The organism is Streptomyces sp. KL116D (assembly GCF_030766975.1).
In the GTDB taxonomy this organism is placed as follows: domain Bacteria; phylum Actinomycetota; class Actinomycetes; order Streptomycetales; family Streptomycetaceae; genus Streptomyces; species Streptomyces longispororuber_A.
Genome location: NZ_JASERH010000153.1, coordinates 30,837 through 46,624, shown reverse-complemented (window position 1 = coordinate 46,624; position 15,788 = coordinate 30,837). Strand labels below are relative to the sequence as shown.

General features: G+C 72.9%; 15 protein-coding genes. 7 read left to right on the top strand and 8 right to left on the bottom strand.

The genetic code is table 11. The features are described 5' to 3' along the window. Positions 1–23 precede the first annotated feature (23 nt). The 4 genes from RBJ77_RS60710 to RBJ77_RS60695 form a co-directional block, all read right to left on the bottom strand. Positions 24–1,661, bottom strand: coding sequence for a hypothetical protein (locus RBJ77_RS60710; RefSeq protein WP_372352748.1), 1,638 nt, complete (start codon positions 1,659–1,661; stop codon positions 24–26). Then, on the bottom strand, positions 1,658–3,658 hold the full coding sequence (locus RBJ77_RS60705) for a DUF3492 domain-containing protein (RefSeq protein ID WP_372352747.1): 2,001 nt from the start codon (positions 3,656–3,658) through the stop codon (positions 1,658–1,660). The genes RBJ77_RS60710 and RBJ77_RS60705 overlap by 4 nt, the downstream gene beginning before the upstream one ends. Positions 3,659–3,858: 200 nt before the next feature. After that, positions 3,859–5,205 (bottom strand): DUF3152 domain-containing protein, encoded by a 1,347-nt coding sequence (locus tag RBJ77_RS60700; protein WP_372352746.1) that lies wholly within the window; start codon positions 5,203–5,205, stop codon positions 3,859–3,861. A gap of 8 nt (positions 5,206–5,213) precedes the next feature. Then, a complete protein-coding gene (locus RBJ77_RS60695; protein ID WP_372352745.1) occupies positions 5,214–6,386 on the bottom strand; it encodes an alpha/beta fold hydrolase in 1,173 nt (390 codons plus the stop codon). Between the two features lie 185 nt (positions 6,387–6,571). Here RBJ77_RS60695 and RBJ77_RS60690 point away from each other — a divergent pair, with 185 nt between their 5' ends. From RBJ77_RS60690 to RBJ77_RS60675, 4 genes are all read left to right on the top strand, one after another. Further along, entirely contained in the window at positions 6,572–6,790 is a 219-nt protein-coding gene (locus RBJ77_RS60690; RefSeq protein WP_372352744.1) for a hypothetical protein, read from the top strand. Between the two features lie 211 nt (positions 6,791–7,001). Continuing rightward, entirely contained in the window at positions 7,002–7,643 is a 642-nt protein-coding gene (locus RBJ77_RS60685) for a TetR/AcrR family transcriptional regulator (protein WP_255978296.1), read from the top strand. A gap of 143 nt (positions 7,644–7,786) precedes the next feature. Beyond that, a complete protein-coding gene (locus RBJ77_RS60680) occupies positions 7,787–8,014 on the top strand; it encodes a DUF3107 domain-containing protein (protein WP_255978298.1) in 228 nt (75 codons plus the stop codon). A gap of 219 nt (positions 8,015–8,233) precedes the next feature. Then, a complete protein-coding gene (locus RBJ77_RS60675; RefSeq protein WP_255978300.1) occupies positions 8,234–8,509 on the top strand; it encodes a hypothetical protein in 276 nt (91 codons plus the stop codon). Here RBJ77_RS60675 and RBJ77_RS60670 read toward each other — a convergent pair. Next, the gene (locus RBJ77_RS60670) at positions 8,506–9,252 is read right to left on the bottom strand and encodes a ferritin-like fold-containing protein (protein WP_255978303.1); all 747 of its coding nucleotides are present in this window, start codon (positions 9,250–9,252) and stop codon (positions 8,506–8,508) included. The two genes, RBJ77_RS60675 and RBJ77_RS60670, sit on opposite strands and share 4 nt — an antisense overlap. A gap of 523 nt (positions 9,253–9,775) precedes the next feature. On the opposite strand from RBJ77_RS60670, the gene RBJ77_RS60665 reads away from it, so the two are divergent. From RBJ77_RS60665 to RBJ77_RS60655, 3 genes are all read left to right on the top strand, one after another. Further along, on the top strand, positions 9,776–11,899 hold the full coding sequence (locus RBJ77_RS60665; protein ID WP_372352743.1) for a DEAD/DEAH box helicase: 2,124 nt from the start codon (positions 9,776–9,778) through the stop codon (positions 11,897–11,899). Positions 11,900–11,999: 100 nt separating this feature from the next. Beyond that, the gene (locus RBJ77_RS60660; protein WP_372352742.1) at positions 12,000–12,863 is read left to right on the top strand and encodes an alpha/beta fold hydrolase; all 864 of its coding nucleotides are present in this window, start codon (positions 12,000–12,002) and stop codon (positions 12,861–12,863) included. 247 nt (positions 12,864–13,110) lie between these two features. After that, positions 13,111–13,263, top strand: coding sequence for a hypothetical protein (locus tag RBJ77_RS60655; protein WP_255978309.1), 153 nt, complete (start codon positions 13,111–13,113; stop codon positions 13,261–13,263). An 86-nt stretch (positions 13,264–13,349) separates the two neighbouring features. Here the strand turns inward: RBJ77_RS60655 and RBJ77_RS60650 are convergent, their stop codons facing one another. The 3 genes from RBJ77_RS60650 to RBJ77_RS60640 all read right to left on the bottom strand — a co-directional run bounded on the left by RBJ77_RS60650 (position 13,350) and on the right by RBJ77_RS60640 (position 15,756). Then, positions 13,350–13,955, bottom strand: a complete 606-nt coding sequence (locus tag RBJ77_RS60650; protein ID WP_255978311.1) for a MarC family protein — start codon at positions 13,953–13,955, stop codon at positions 13,350–13,352. Positions 13,956–14,126: 171 nt separating this feature from the next. Then, complete coding sequence (locus tag RBJ77_RS60645) at positions 14,127–14,999, bottom strand: PHP domain-containing protein (RefSeq protein ID WP_372352741.1); 873 nt, start codon at positions 14,997–14,999, stop codon at positions 14,127–14,129. Positions 15,000–15,117: 118 nt separating this feature from the next. After that, a complete protein-coding gene (locus tag RBJ77_RS60640) occupies positions 15,118–15,756 on the bottom strand; it encodes a DUF6758 family protein (protein WP_372352740.1) in 639 nt (212 codons plus the stop codon). Positions 15,757–15,788 lie beyond the last annotated feature (32 nt).

Genomic DNA, 15,788 nt, shown 5'->3' with positions numbered 1-15,788 from the left:
CCCGGCGGATGCGCTCTCCACGGTCATGGCGCGCCGCCCGTCGGGCAGTCGGCGACGGCGTGGGCGGAGGCCCGGGTCAGCGTCCGGACGGCGTGGATCAGCAGCGCCAGGGCTGCGACGGCGCAGGTCGCGCCTGGCACGACGCCCACGCCGGCGGCGTCGACGGCGCTCTCGACGGGGGTGCCCAGGAAGGCGCAGCCGGGCAGTCGCGCGGCGAAGACGGTGGCGACGGCCAGGGCCTCGACGGCGGCGGCGGTACCGAGCACCACGGCGGGCGCGTGTGTCCGGCCGTGCGCGGTGAGGAGCCGGGCGAGCAGCAGCAGGACGCCCAGGGCACCCGCGCCCGCGAAGTCGACGTCCTGGTCGAGCAGGGTCCCGGACAGGCCGAGCAGCACGGCCAGGGTGAGGGCGAACAGGACGACGGAGCCGAGGAGGAGCGGCCGGACGGAGGAGGCGAATTCGGCGAGGCCGCGGCTGGTGGTGAGGCGTCGGCGGGCCCCGGCGACGAAGAGCCGGGCGCACCAGGTGGCGGGCGCCACGGCGACGGCGAGCGCGACGAGCGGAGCGGTGGCGAGGGGCACGCCCGCGTCGGGGCCACCGGCCAGCGCGGTGTTCAGCAGGCCGTCACCCAGCAGGGCGTAGACGAGCAGCCACCAGACCCAGAGGCGGGTCGCGGGGGCGGGCGGGCCCTCACCTGCGCGCAGCGGTCCGTGCCGCAGGGTCGTGCGCAGGGCGGCGGCGACGGCGAGGGCTCCGCCGATGCCGACGGCCAGGCGGGTGGCGCCCGTCGTGGCGTTCAGCGCGAGCAGGGCGAGGGCGCAGACGGCGCCCGGGAGCAGGGCGAGTCCGGCCCAGGCGCCGCGCACGCCGGTGGTCTCCGCCGGTGGCGCGGTGGGCGCCTGCCCGGGGTCGCCGTCCCGGGGCACGCGGGCGTACATCTCCTCGGCGAGCGAGAACACGTCCTTGTGGCGGAAGCGGGCGGCGGTCCGGTCGGTCACTCCGTGGGCCTCGAGGCCGGCGGCGATCTCCAGCGGGTCGACGGCGCGCTCGCACAGTTCGCGGTGCCGGTGCATCAGGACCTTGACGGGGTCGACTCCGGAACGGCGTTGGGGTGTACGGGAGTTGGCGGCGGCGGCCGTCGCGGGGGCGGCGGCCGCGGGGCGAGCGAGAGTGGTGCCCCGCTTGTCGGCAGGCGAGGTTCGCCACCGCTCGCCCCGGCCACCATCGGCGTCGGCACCGGCACCGGCGTAGACATCGACACCGGTGTCGGCACCGGCGTAGACATCGGCACCTACGTAGGCATCACCGTCAGCGTCGACATCGCCGTCGACACCGCCACGGCCACCGCCACCGCCACCGCCACCGCCACCGGCACCGGCACCGGCACCGGCACGCGAACCGGATCCCGCCTCGGGCCCAGAATCGCCGCCCGGCCCCACTCCCCCGACGTCACGCGCCACCGCGCCCTCGGCCCCCGACGGCTCCGCCCGCCACGCGCCGGGTTCCCGCAGCAAGTCCTCGTCGAAGTCGGCCGGTTCACCGGCGAGGGCGATCTCCAGTGCCGCTTCCGACCCGGCCCCCCAGGCCCCGGCGCTCACCGGTACCCGGGGCAGGTCCGCCGCGTCCCGGTCGCCACCGCCGAATCCGTCACGCCCGCTCATGCGTCACCCTCCCCGCAGCCCTGTGTCACTCCGGCCAGTTGCTCCCGTGCCCCGCCGCCCCCGGGTCCCCTGCCGGAGGCCCCACCGGCCAGGCCCACCGCATCCGCCCGATCCGCCATGTCCACCACGTCCACCCGGTCCGCCGCACCGGCCGCTTCGGCCCCATCCGCCGCGTCCGTCGGATCCGACGCCCAGTCGGCCGCCCAGCTCGGCGTGCCCGCCCCCGTGGGGCGCCCGGCGAGCCAGGAGCCGGCGGGGCCGGTCGTGGCCGAGGCCGTCCACCGGCCCGGCACGTGCGCCTCCGGCGGGTGGGCGAACGGCAGGGGCTCGCCCGCGTCGTCCACGGCCTCCCGGCGCACCGGGCAGTGCGAGACGATCTCCAGGTAAATGCCGCGAAATGCCGCGACGTTCTGTTCGACGGTGAACAGCTCAAGGGCCCGCGCTCGGGCCGCCGCACCGAGCCGTTCACGGCGCTCGGGGTCGCGCAGCAGCGTCACGCACGCCTCGGCGAGCGCCCGCGGATTGCGCGGGGGCACCACGAGTCCGGTGCCGCCGATGACCTCGACGACGGCGCCCACGTCGGTCGAGACGGTGGCGCGCCCGCAGAACATGGCTTCCACCAGGCTGATCGGGAAGCCCTCGACGACGCTGGACAGGACGACGATGCTGCCCGCGCCGTAGGCGTCGGCGAGGTCGGGCGCCTCGGGGCCGCCGAGCTCCTCGAAGGAGACGGGGTTCTCGCCGATGGCGTGCATGCCCTCGGCCTCGTCGGGGAACAGCTGCGCGGCGAGGGCCTTGCAGTGCCCGAGATAGGTCTCGGCCTCGTGATCGCCCGGCCGTTCTCCCCTCGCGCTTCCCAGCGCGCCCACGATCCGCAGGCGCGCCTTCGGCTCTTCCTTGCGGATCTCGGCGAACGCGTGCAGCAGGGAGATGAGGTCCTTGGACGGATCGACGCGGCCGACCCAGACCAGCGTGTCCGGCTCCCCGGGCTCCTCGCGTTCACCGATCTCGGCGAACCGCGAGGCTTCCATGCCGGGGTGGACGGTGCGCAGCTTGGCGCGGTCGGCGCCGCACCGTTCCTGCCAGCGCCTGGCGTGGGCGTTGCCGGGGGTGATGACGGCGGCCTGCCGGTAGACCTCGGCGGCGAGGCGGCCGTGGAAGGCGGCGAGGAGCGCACGCACCGGCGCGCTCAGCTCGGCGTCCCCTGCAGCGATGTAACGGGCCCTGAGCTGCACCCCGTACTCGGTGACGAGCAGCGGGACGCCGAAGAACCGCTTGGCGACCAGACCGGGCAGGGCCGCGGGCCCGCCCGAGGTGGCGTGGCACAGGTCGACCGACCCGAGGCCGCCCCCGTCGGGGCCGGCGGAGGCGTCCTCGTACCAGTCGAGGGAGAGCGGTCGCAGGGCGCGCTCCACGTACCCGGCGAACGCGAGGAGGTCCGAGACCCGGGCGTCGCGGGCGGCGCGCAGGGCGCCGGGCGCACGACAGGCGCGCTCCAGGATGCGCACGGCGGCCTCGGAACGCAGCGCCGTGCCCAGCGGACCTTCGTCGCGGGCGAGCTCGGCGAGCCCGTACAGGGCGTTGGCGAAACGGTCCGCCTCGTCCCCGGCTCCAGCCCCGGCCCCGACTCCGCCGCCGGATCCGGCACCCGCGCCCGTACCGGCACCAGCGCCCGTACCGGCCCCCGCACCGCAGACGACCGCCGCGACCAACTCCCGGTACAGCGAGGCGAACCGGCGGCGGCCCCGTCGGCCAAGGCCGCCGCCGTGCGCCCCACCCTCGTCCCCCGCTGCGCCCGCCCAGAGGGGCGCGGTCCGCACACGGCTGACCTGCGGGGGCAGTTCGAGCCATCCCGCGTCCTCCTGCCGCTGACTGCGGCTGAGCGCGTAGATGTCGAACTCGTGCTGCTCGAGCCCGCGCACAAGCCGGTCGCACCAGAGTCTGGCCTCACCGCTCACGTACGGATAGCCACCCTCGGTCAGCAGTCCGATGCGCACGAGTACACCCCCGATCTCCCTTGTGGGGAGCCGCCGTTGGCCCGGCGGCTCGCAGCGGGACGAACGTATGCGGACATGCCGGTGGCGCGATGGACGGTTGTCCATCGCGCCACCAAAAGGGGTGAACGGTCGTAACTTTCCCGCGCGCGTGACGTTCTGTCGCGCTAAGAGATCGTTCGACTACGGAACGCTACGGAGCGTCAACCCTTGGGATACACCCAGGGGTTCGGTTTGCACGTGATCCCGTTCAGGGACAGGAACTTGGTCTGCTGCTGCATGACGGGCGCGAGGGCGCCGTCCTGGGAGCAGGACACGTGGTTGTAGCCGAGCCGGTGACCGACCTCGTGGTTGATGAGCATCTGCCGGTACGGGTGGATGGCGTGGCCCCTGAGGACGTCGTCGTACGTCTTCGAGCCCTGCGCCCAGCGGTAGGCGTTGATCATCACGCGCTCGGTGGCGGCCGAGTCGCACGACACGTTGTCCTCGGTCGTGTCGAGTCCCGACTTCGCGCACCACTTGGCGGTCGTGCCGGGGCTGGCCAGCGTGATCACGAAGTCCGGCTGGCCCGTCGAGACGCGCTCGAAGGTGCTCGCGCCGTCGTGCGCCCAGCTCCGGTCGTCGTTCAGGGTCTTCTGCACGGCCTGCGCGAACAGCTCGCCGTCGAGCCCGAGCCCCTTCTCCACGTCGACGCGGTAGCGCCACTTGTGCCCGTGGCCCGGCGCCTTGTCGGTCCCGGGGATCACCTCGAACCGTCCGGAGCCCCGCAGGTCCGCCGCGAGCGGGTACTTCTTGGCCATCTTCTGCCCGTACGTGGCGGGCGCGGCCTGGGCCGTCTTCGACGGGGTGGCCCGGTCGTCGGAACGCGAAGCGGAGTCGTCGTGGGCCCGCGCGCCGTCCGCGGCCCGCGACGTCACGTCGCCGGACGATCCCCCGTCCCGGTCGGTGACCTGACCGGCGACGACGACGGCGAGCACGGTGGTGACGGCCGCGGCGGCGACGCCGGTGAAGGTGAGTCCCTTGCCCCGCCTGCCCTGCCGCCCGTCCGTGCCCGCGCCGCCGGAGCCGGAGCCGTCCGGATCGTCCGTGGAGCCGGCCGGGGCGTCGGCGTCCCAGTCGGTCACGGCGGCGTACGGGTCGCCGGCCCCGCCCGGACGGCCACCGACCCGCTCGTCGGGGGTCTCGAACGCGTCGACGTACTCCTGCCGCGGTCTCGGACGCGGCACCAGCGGCGGCCCGGCGGGCGGCGCGAAGCCGCGCCCCGCACCGGAACCGGAACCGGAACCGGGACCGGGACCGGAAGCAGCGGACGCACCGGAAGCGCCGGAACCGGGGGCACCCCAGCCGCCACCCGGCTCACGCTGCTCGGGGTGCCCGCCGCGGACCGCGCCGGAAGCGGCCGGGCGCACGGCGGCGGGCGCCTCGGCGGGCACCCTGCGTCTGCGTCCCGGTCCGGGACCCGGGTGCGACGGGCCCTGGACCACGGGCGCTACGGGTATGTCGGCGGTGTCGCCGTTGTCTGCCGGTCCTCGGCGGCTATGCCGTCCCACAGGCCGCTTCAGCTCCCCAATGTCGTACGGTCCGCGCCATCCGCATCGCCCGCGGCCTCGGCGGTGCGTCCACGCTCTGCGTCCGACGCCTCGTGCGGCGTCGTCCCCTGCACCATGTCGTTCGAGTCGTCCAGATCGTCCAGGCCTGCCGGATCGTCCGGCGCCTCGCTCGGCGCCCCGGCCGACGACCCACCCAGCTTCTCACCTGGCTTCACGTCCAACGCACCGGTGTCGGCGACGAGTTCCCTGAAGGCCGTCGCGACCGTCTCCGGGTACTCCATCATCGCGACGTGCCCGGCGTCCGGGAGCGTGAGGAGGCGCGAGTCCCGGAAGGCGCGCGCCGCGCGCGCCGCCATCCGGTACGAGACCAGCAGGTCACGCCCTCCGTAGATGAGCAGCGTCGGCGCGAGGACCCGCTCGGCCTGACGCCACAGGCCGTGCTGGCCGCCGAGCGTGTACGCGTTCACGACGCCGCGCGCGGAGCGGGCCATCGCGTCCCAGAAGTAGGGGAGCGCGAGGCGCCGCTCCATCTCCTCCACCGCGGCGCGGAACCCGTCGGGCGTGACCCGGCCGGGATCCCCGTAACAGAGGGCCATGACGCCGCGCACCCGCTGCTCCGGCGTCCACTCCTTCGTCAGGCGCGTGAAGAGCCCGGCGATCCCGGGCACCGCGAGGAGCCCGGTCGGCAGCGCGGTGCGCTGCACGCGGATCTCCGGCAGCGCGGGCGACACCAGGGTCAGCGTCCGGACGAGGTCGGGGCGGACGGCGGCGACCCGGGTGGTGACGGCGCCGCCCAGCGAGTTCCCGAAGAGGTGCACGGGGCCGCGGCCCTGCGCGTCGAGGTGGCGGATGACGGCGCGGGCGTGCCCGGTCACCGAATAGTCGCCGTCGTCCGGCGGCGGTGAGTCGCCGAAACCGGGCAGGTCGACGGCCTCGCCGTCGACCACGTCCTCGAGCAGCGGCATCAGCGCCGACCAGTTCTGCGAGGAGCCGCCGAGGCCGTGCACGTACAGCGCGGGGGGCAGTCCTTCCCGGGTCCCCGGCCGCGACCGGACCGTCAGCGTGAGTCCGGGCAGGCCGACCGATCTCAGGTGCTCCCCCTCGACGACCCGGACGGCGCCCGGCTTGGGTGCCGCGGCGGCGAAGGCGGAAGGCACGCGCGGCGACTCGGTCGAAGACATGCGGCATATGTTACGAGACGATCACGCAGTGAATCGTGTGTTCGCAGTCACAGATCGCGCCAACCTCTCCCCAAAGCTCTGACGTCCGCGGGCAGGGAGATCGCATAGCGCCCCGATCGGGTGTCTCCTACGCTCGATATCAGGGCACCCGCCCGCTCACAGACAGGTGAGGAAGGGAGCCATTGATGACGGTAGACCCGAGCGAACCCGAGACCTTCACGGACCGCGGCAGCGAGGAGATCGATGTGGAGGCCCCCGAGGCCGACGCAGCCGAGCAGTTCACGGAACTCACCCCCGACCAGGACGACGTGCCGGACGAGGCGGCCGACCCGGACGGCGCGAACGAGGCGGACCGGGCCGAGCAGGCCCGCGTCGTGGCCCTCGACGAGGACGACTACCGCTGACGGCGCGGACCGCACCGACACCGCCGACGAGAGCGGCGGCGACGACGAGGCGCTACGGTATGCGCCGCTTTGTGGCCTCGGCCCTGCCGTATGCGGCTTTCGCAGGCGCCCGGTCCGTGAAATTCTGCGCTCGCACCGCGCACATCAGGGTTACCCAAAAGTACGATGACGTCGCGGCGCACACCGCACACGGACGATTTTGGGAGGCGGCGTGACAGCCATCGAGCAGACGGAGGCAGCGCGCCCGAAGGGCACGCGCCTGCCGCGCCGTGCCCGACGCAATCAGCTGCTGGGCGCGGCCCAGGAAGTGTTTGTCGCGCAGGGGTACCACGCGGCCGCGATGGACGACATCGCCGAGCGTGCCGGGGTCAGCAAGCCGGTGCTCTACCAGCACTTCCCGGGCAAGCTGGAGCTCTACCTGGCGCTCCTCGACCAGCACTGCGAGTCCCTGCTGCAGTCGGTGCGCACGGCGCTCGCCTCCACGACGGACAACAAGCAGCGCGTGCAGGCGACCATGGACGCCTACTTCGCGTACGTCCAGGACGAGGGCGGCGCCTTCCGGCTGGTCTTCGAGTCGGACCTGACGAACGAGCCGGCGGTGCGCGAGCGCGTCGACCGCGTCAGCCTGCAGTGCGCCGAGGCCATCTCGGACGTGATCGCCGAGGACACCGGCCTGTCCAAGGACGAGTCGATGCTGCTGGCGACGGGCCTGGGCGGCGTCTCGCAGGTCGTCGCGCGCTACTGGCTGTCCAGCGCGAGCCCGGTGCCCCGCGACAAGGCGGTCCAGCTCCTCACGTCACTGGCGTGGCGCGGCATCGCGGGCTTCCCGCTGCACGGCGCCGACCACCACTGACACGACGACCCCGGTCTGTTCCCGTCGGCTGTTCGCTCTTGGCGTGCAGCCGGGGCGCCGGGAGCCTCGCCTCACCGGGCTAATCTTTGCTGGGTACGGCGCGGTAGTCCGCGCACATCACGGATCGTCGGAGGGACAAGGCCGTGGAGGTCAAGATCGGCGTGCTGCACACGCCCCGCGAGATCGTTCTGGAGAGCGACCAGTCCGCCGAGGATGTCGAGAGCGCGGTGTCCGCGGCGCTGTCCGGAAAGTCGCAGCTGCTCTCTCTGACGGACGAGAAGGGCCGCAAGGTCCTGGTCCCGGCCGAGCGCATCGCGTATGTCGAGCTGGGCGAGCCGGCGGTACGGAAGGTGGGCTTCGGCCCGCTGTAGGACGCGAAGCACAAAGAAGTACAAAGAAGTACGAAGAAGTACCAAGAAGTACGGGGAAGGCCCCGACGGCACGTCGCCGTCGGGGCCTTTCCCGTACCCGCGCCACCTCCACAGAGCGCGCACAGCGAATGCACACGAGGAGGGTTGCGTTCCGGGTGCCAGGGGTAGACCCGCTACGACCGATTTGCACCCACTGGCCGCGCGGGAGGGACCCACACCATGCTGCTCGAAGCTCTCGGCTCCGCACTGCTCGGCCTGGCCCTCGCCCTGGCCGCGGGCCACCGGCTGCCGCACCGGCTGCCGTCGCGGACGCTGGTGCTGCCGACCGGTGTCGCGGGCGGCCTGTTCGGGGCGTTCGTCACGCACAGCGCGCTGGGCCCGGGCCACGTCCTCGCCACGCTCGGCGGCTCGGTCGTGATGGCGGTGGCCCTGCTGTCCCTGCTGCTGCGCCCCACCCGTGGCAGAGCGCGGCAGCAGCTGACTCCGTACGCCTAGGCGGCCAGCCCCAGCGCCGCCATCCGCTTGGTGTGCGCCTCGGTGATCCGGGAGAACATCCGGCCGACCTCGGCCAGGTCGAAGCCGTCGGCGACGCCGCCGACCAGCATCGTGGAGAGCGCGTCGCGGTCCGCGACCACGCGCTGCGACTGTGACAGGGCCTCGCCCATCAGCCGTCGCGCCCACAGTGCGAGCCGGCCGCCCACCCGCGGCTCCGCCTCGATGGCGGCCCGCACCTTCTCGACGGCGAACGAGGCGTGCCCGGTGTCGTCGAGCACGGCGAGGACGAGCGACCGGGTGTCCGAATCGAGCCGGGCCGCGACCTCGCGGTAGAAGTCACTGGCGATCGAGTCGCCGACGTACGCCTTGACGAGGCCCTCCAGCCAGTCCGACGGAGCGGTCTGCTTGTGGAAGCCGTCGAGCGCCTCGACGAACGGGTCCATCGCCTCGGTCGGCTCCGCGCCGATCGCGGAGAGCCGGTCGCGCAGCTGCTCGAAGTGGTGGAACTCGGCGGACGCCATCTTCGCCAGCTCCGCCTTGTCGGCCAGCGTCGGCGCCAGCTTCGCGTCCTCCGCGAGCCGCTCGAACGCCGCCAGCTCCCCGTACGCGAGTGCGCCGAGCAGGTCGACGACGGCGGCGCGGTAGTGCTCGTCCGCGGACGCGGTGGCCCAGTCCTGGGCAGCGATCCCGGTCGGCCCGGTGGTTGCTTCGGCGGTCGGCGTGGCGTTGTCAGGCGTCTCCATGAAGCGCACAATAGCCCGCTCACCGCCTGACGGAAGTCCCTGGTCAACGAGTGTGACGACGGCTACGTGACCAATTCGGCCATCGCACATGCGCGTTTCCGGGGTATGGTGGTAAAGAGCCCGCCGAGTGCAAGCCCATGCCATGGTTCTTGCGCGTACTTGCGACGGGCCGCACGAATGAGGATGCCCGGTCGGTGGCCCGATCGGCTCCGACCCGACAGCCCTCCGGGTCGTACGTCACAAGACGTACGGATCGAGGAGGGGCCCTCAGCGGCACGAGCGCTCGAGCGTCGGCAGTGGTCCCGCGCCACCCGGTCCCCCCGCATCAGCGGATCGAGACCGGCGTACCAAAGGCACGGCACTGGCACGGTCAAGACCCCCGCGTTCGCCTCGCACCGCACCTCACAGAAGAGGCAACACCCTGACTACGCAGACTTCCACCTTTCGTCAGCTCGGAATCCTTCCCGAGACCGCCGAGGCCCTCGAGGCCGTAGGCATCGTCACCCCCTTCCCGATCCAGGAGATGACCCTCCCTGTCGCGCTGACCGGCACGGACGTCATCGGCCAGGCCAAGACCGGCACGGGCAAGACCCTCGGTTTCGGTCTGCCGCTCCTGGAGCGCGTGACCGTCCCCGCGGACGTCGAGGCGGGCCGGGCCAAGCCCGAGCAGCTGACCGACGCCCCGCAGGCGCTCGTCGTCGTCCCGACGCGCGAGCTGTGCACGCAGGTGACCAACGACCTGCTCACCGCCGGCAAGGTCCGCAATGTGCGCGTCCTCGCCATATATGGCGGTCGTGCGTACGAGCCGCAGGTCGAGGCCCTCAAGAAGGGCGTCGACGTCATCGTCGGTACGCCCGGGCGGCTCCTCGACCTCGCCGGTCAGAAGAAGCTCGACCTCTCGCACGTGAAGGCGCTCGTCCTGGACGAGGCCGACGAGATGCTCGACCTCGGCTTCCTGCCGGACGTCGAGAAGATCATCAACATGCTTCCGGCGAAGCGTCAGACGATGCTGTTCTCGGCGACCATGCCGGGTGCCGTCATCGGTCTGGCCCGTCGGTACATGTCGCAGCCCACGCACATCCGCGCGACCTCGCCGGACGACGAGGGCGCGACCGTGCGCAACATCTCGCAGCACGTGTACCGCGCGCACAACATGGACAAGCCCGAGATGGTCTCGCGCATCCTGCAGGCCGACGGCCGCGGGCTCGCGATGATCTTCTGCCGTACGAAGCGCACCGCGGCCGACATCGCGGAGCAGCTGCAGAAGCGCGGCTTCGCCTCCGGCGCCGTCCACGGCGACCTCGGCCAGGGCGCGCGCGAGCAGGCGCTGCGCGCGTTCCGCAACGGCAAGGTGGACGTGCTCGTCTGCACCGACGTCGCCGCGCGCGGCATCGACGTCGACGGCGTCACGCACGTCATCAACTACCAGTCGCCCGAGGACGAGAAGACGTACCTCCACCGCATCGGCCGCACCGGCCGCGCGGGCAAGACGGGTACGGCGATCACGCTGGTCGACTGGGACGACATCCCGCGCTGGCAGCTGATCAACAAGGCGCTCGAGCTCAACTTCAACGACCCGGTCGAGACGTACTCGTCGTCCCCGCACCTCTACGAGGAGCTGAGCATCCCGGCCGGCACGAAGGGTGTGCTGCCGCGTTCGGAGCGCACGCGCGCCGGGCTCGCCGCCGAGGAGATCGAGGACCTGGGCGAGACCGGCGGCCGTGGCGCGTCGTCGCGCGGCGGTCGTGGTGGCCGTCCTTCGCACGACCGGGACCGGGATCGTGACCGGGACCGCGACCGCGAGCGTTCGGCCCGTACGCCGCGTCGCCGCCGCCGCACCCGCAACGGCGAGCCGGTCGCCGCGCAGGCCGCGGAGACCGTCGCCGCTCCGGCCACGCCCGCCGCTCCGGTCACGCCGGTCGCGGAGGACGCCTCCGAGCCGCGCACGCCGCGCCGTCGTCGCCGCACGCGCGGTGGCGCCGCCGCTCCGGCCGCCGAGGCCGTCGTCGAGACGGTCGAGACCGTCGCGCCGGTGACCGAGGTCGTCGCGGAGGCCGAGCCGGAGGCTCCGGCCAAGCCCCGTCGCCGTACGCGCAAGAAGGCCGAGGCCGTCGTCGAGACGGTGGAGGCCGTGGAGCCGGTCGTCGAGACGAAGCCGCGCCGCACGCGCAAGAAGGCCGTCGCGGAGCCGGTCGAGGCCGCTGCCGTCGCCGAGGCCCCGGTCGAGGCCGAGGCCCCGGTCAAGCCGCGCCGCACGCGCAAGAAGGCGGAGGTCGCCGTCGACACCGCCGAAGCCGTCGAGGCCAAGCCGGTCCGCACGCGCAAGAAGGCCGTCGCCAAGCCGGCCGTCGAGGCCGAGGTCGTCGTCGCCGAGGCCGAGGCCCCGGTCAAGCCGCGCCGCACGCGCAAGAAGGCCGAAGTCGCCGTCGACACCGCCGAAGCCGTCGAGGCCAAGCCGGTCCGCACGCGCAAGAAGGCCGTCGCCAAGCCGGCCGAGGCCGCTGCCGTCGAGGCCGAGGTAGCCGAGGCCAAGCCGCGCCGGACCCGCAAGAAGGCCGTCGCCGCCGCTCCGGAGGAGGCGCCCGCCGCCGAGGCCAAGCCGCGTCGTACGCGCAAGAAGGCCGTGGCCGAGGCCCCCGAGGCCTGAGCCCGCGCTCGCTCCACGTCGGCCCCGGACCCGCTGTACCGCAGCGGGACCGGGGCCGTCGTCATGTGTGCGGACCGGGTGCGGAACGTAGGCTCGGCCCATGAGCAGGCCGCCCACCTTCACCCCGCCGCCCGGCACCCGCGCCCACCGACTGCGCACCGCCCGGGGCGAGTTCGCCGCGATCACCGGGGAGCCGGCGGACGGCTCGGTGCGGGGCACGGTGCTGCTGCTGCCGGGGTTCACCGGCAGCAAGGAGGACTTCATCGCGCTGCACGGCCCGCTGGGCGCCGCCGGGTACCGGACCGTGGCCGTCGACGGACGGGGGCAGTACGAGAGCGCGGGCCCGGCGCACGACGAGGCGCCCTACGCACAGGCCGAGCTGGCGCGGGACGTGCTCGCGCAGGTCGCGGCGCTCGGGGTGGGCCGGGTGCACCTGCTGGGGCACTCGCTGGGCGGGCTGATCGCGCGGGCCGCGGTCATCGCCGACCCGGCGCCGTTCGCCTCGCTGACCCTGATGGCCTCCGGCCCCGCCGCCGTCACGGAACCCCAGCGGCAGCGCCTGAAGCTGCTCAGGGACGCCCTGACGGCGCTGGACATGGCGCAGGTCTGGGAGGCCATCCAGGCGCTGGACGCCCCCGAGGACGCCGCTGACGTACGCGGCGACGGGGCGGAGCTGCGCCGTCGCTGGATGCTGAACAGTCCGGCCCAACTCATCGCCACGGGGCGGCAGTTGTGCGACGAGCCGGACCGGGTGGCGGAGCTGGCCGCGGTCGCGCCGCCCGTGCACGTGGTCTCCGGCGAGCGGGACGACACCTGGCCGGTGCCGCTCCTGGACGAGATGGCGGCGCGGCTGGGGGCCGGGCGGTCGGTGATCGCCGGGGCCGAGCACTCCCCCAACACCGACCGGCCGCTGGAGACCGCGGCCGCGCTGGCCGCCTTCTGGGACCTGCACCCGACGGCCTGACGGCGTCACGCTCCGCACTCGCGCAACCCCGATACTCGCGAGTAATTAGTTTCTCGAAAAATTTCTTTAGCGTAGGGAATGTTTGCACGGGGCAACCCGTTGTACCCATACAGAACGCGGGGCTCCCTAGCCACGCAATCCACTCTTAACGGGCAGGCAACCGCCTGGCCGTAAGGCGGGGAAAGACTGTTCGTCCCCGCACCAGTAGTTCTCCTTCAGGAGGATCACCAGACGAAGGGAGAAGCCCTTGCGCTTCGAAATCATGCGACTCGACGACGTCGACGGCACCGCCGTGGACAGCACCGTCGTGGACGCCGCCTCCGTCAACCGGATCGTTCAGCAGGCCGCCGCCATCGGGCAGCGCCTCTACATCCGCCCGGCCGAGTCCACCGCCTCGTAACGGCGTAGCGACTACACACTTCGAAGCCCCCGTACGCAGCGTGCGTACGGGGGCTTCGCGTGTGCCCGGGCGGGGCCGGGCGCCGGTCAGGAGCTCTGGATCACCTGGGTCACGCCGTTGATGATCTGCTGCACGGCGATCGCGGACAGCATCATGCCCGCCAGCCGGGTCACCAGGACGACGCCGCCGTCCTTGATGACGCGGATGATCACGAGCGAGTAGCGCATCACGATCCACAGCACGACGTGGATGGCGATGATCGCCGTCCAGACCGAGATCTGGGTCCCTACGGAGTCCGCCTTCTGGACCGCGAGGATCACCGAGACGATCGCGCCGGGGCCCGCGAGCAGCGGCATGCCGAGGGGGACGAGGGCGACGTTGACGTCCTTGGTCTGCTTCGGCTCGTCCGTCTTGCCGGTGAGCAGGTCGAGCGCGATCAGCAGGAGCAGCAGACCGCCCGCGATCATCAGGGCGGGCACGGAGACGTGCAGGTAGTTGAGGATCTGGTGGCCCAGGACACCGAAGACCGCGATGACGCCGAAGGCGACGCAGACGGCCTGGAAGGCCATGCGCTTCTGGACCTTGGCGGGGCGGCCCGCGGTGAGGGCGAGGAAGATCGGAGTGATTCCGGGGGGATCCATGATCACAAAAAGCGTGAGAAAGAGGGATCCGAAGACGGCGACGTCGAACACGGTGGGGCATGCCTTGCAGAAGAGGGTGGGCGGAGCGGGAGAAGGCCAGGAGAGGCCAGAGGGACCCAGAGACCCAGAGGGACCCGGAGAGGCCCATCAGAGGGACCTGGAGAAGACCTGGGGAGAACGAGGAGGGGCAGGTGGCGGACCTGCGGACGCGGCAGTGGTGCGTCAGGCGCGGTGTCCGCCGGCGCCCGGCACCGGGAAGGCGCCCGTGGCGCGGCGCGTGATCTCGCCGTAGACCTCGGGGTCGGTGGTGTACTCACCGAGCACGCAGGTCTTACGGCTGCCGTGGTAGTCCGAGGAGCCGGTGGTCAGCAGGCCGACGTCGGCGGCGAGGCCGCGCAGCCGGTCGCGGGTGGCCGCGTCGTGGTCCATGTGGTCGACCTCGATGCCGTCGAGGCCCGCCGCGGCGAGCTCGGCGATCGACGACTCGGGGACGGTGTGGCCGCGCTTGGCGGCGCCGGGGTGGGCGAAGACGGTCACCCCGCCGGCGGCCTTGACCAGGCGGATCGCCTCGAAGGGGTCCGTCTCGTGCTTGCCGACGTGGGCGCGGGCGCCGTCGGCGAGCCAGTCGGGCGTGAAGGCGTCGGAGACCGTGGGTACGACGCCGAGTTCGACGAGCGCGGTGGCGATGTGCGGGCGGCCCACCGAGCCGTCTCCGGCGATCCGGGCGACCTGCTCCCAGGTGACCGGGACCCCGAGCCCGTTCAGCTTCGCGATCATGGCCTTGGCGCGCGGCACCCGGTCGTCGCGGACCAGCTCGCGCTCGGCGAGCAGCTCCGGCTCCGCGGGGTCGAAGAGGTACGCCAGCATGTGCATGCTCACGCCGTCGATGCGGCAGGAGAGTTCGGCGCCGGTGACGAGGGTGAGTCCGGTCGACAGCTCGCGGAGCGCGGCGATCGCCTCGGCGTGGCCGCGCGTGGTGTCGTGGTCGGTGAGGGCCACCACGTCGAGGCCGGCGGCCGCGGCGTTCCGCACGAGCTCGGCCGGGCTGTCCGTGCCGTCGGAAGCGGTGGAGTGGGTGTGCAGATCGATGCGCACGGCTGCTGACTCCAGGCTCGGACGGGCGGATACGGAACGGGTCGCTCAAGGATAACGGGGTTTTCACCCGTCTCCGTCACCGGCGAACCAGCTCCCCGCCCCTTACCGCCCGGCCGCCCTACTCAAGGATCCGCGGCGACAGCGCCCCGCACGGCACAAGGTCCACCTCGGCGCCCGCGTCCCGCAGGTCGGTGAGGACCAGCTCGTCGTACATGAGCATGCCCGACTGCTCCGGCCAGACGATCGCCCACAGCCACAGTCCGCGCGCCTCGCCCGCGAAGACGGCGCGGTCGTCGGGGGTTCCGGTGACGTGCCACATCGGGGTGGGCCGGCCGGCCGCGAGGACCTTGGCCTGCGGCGGTTTGGCGACGTCCAGGGAGGGGCCGGGGTCGGGTCCGTCGATGCCCGCGTAGCGCGCGCCGAGTCCGACGCCGAGCTCCTCGGCGACGAGCACCAGCTCACCGATGCCGCCGAGCGGCCCCGGGCCCGAGCACGCGACGGCGGTGGCCCGCCCACCGTGCCGGTCGTCCCCCGCGTTCGCCACGCCCGTGAACAGCCAGCCGACCGGCAGCGGCCACGGCATCCACACCGGTACCTGCGCACGATGCACCACGACGCTGAGGGCCTCGACGCTGGGCGGGATCACGGGCTGCAGCGGATGCACGGTGCCGTGCACGTCGCACTGCCAGGAGTCGGCAAAGAGTCCGGGAGCCCTGACCCGGCCACCACACTTCGGGCAACTGGGTTCGCCCCTCATAACGCCCCACGGTCCTCCCCGTCCCGCGCCGC

What these genes read in the sequence shown, in the direction of transcription:
- RBJ77_RS60710 (WP_372352748.1), bottom strand. Translation starts at nt 1,661, where the DNA reads ATGAGCGGGCGTGACGGATTCGGCGGTGGCGACCGGGACGCGGCGGAC.
- RBJ77_RS60695 (WP_372352745.1), bottom strand. Translation starts at nt 6,386, where the DNA reads ATGTCTTCGACCGAGTCGCCGCGCGTGCCTTCCGCCTTCGCCGCCGCG.
- RBJ77_RS60690 (WP_372352744.1), top strand. Translation starts at nt 6,572, where the DNA reads ATGACGGTAGACCCGAGCGAACCCGAGACCTTCACGGACCGCGGCAGC.
- RBJ77_RS60675 (WP_255978300.1), top strand. Translation starts at nt 8,234, where the DNA reads ATGCTGCTCGAAGCTCTCGGCTCCGCACTGCTCGGCCTGGCCCTCGCC.
- RBJ77_RS60670 (WP_255978303.1), bottom strand. Translation starts at nt 9,252, where the DNA reads ATGGAGACGCCTGACAACGCCACGCCGACCGCCGAAGCAACCACCGGG.
- RBJ77_RS60665 (WP_372352743.1), top strand. Translation starts at nt 9,776, where the DNA reads ATGACCCTCCCTGTCGCGCTGACCGGCACGGACGTCATCGGCCAGGCC.
- RBJ77_RS60660 (WP_372352742.1), top strand. Translation starts at nt 12,000, where the DNA reads ATGAGCAGGCCGCCCACCTTCACCCCGCCGCCCGGCACCCGCGCCCAC.
- RBJ77_RS60640 (WP_372352740.1), bottom strand. Translation starts at nt 15,756, where the DNA reads ATGAGGGGCGAACCCAGTTGCCCGAAGTGTGGTGGCCGGGTCAGGGCT.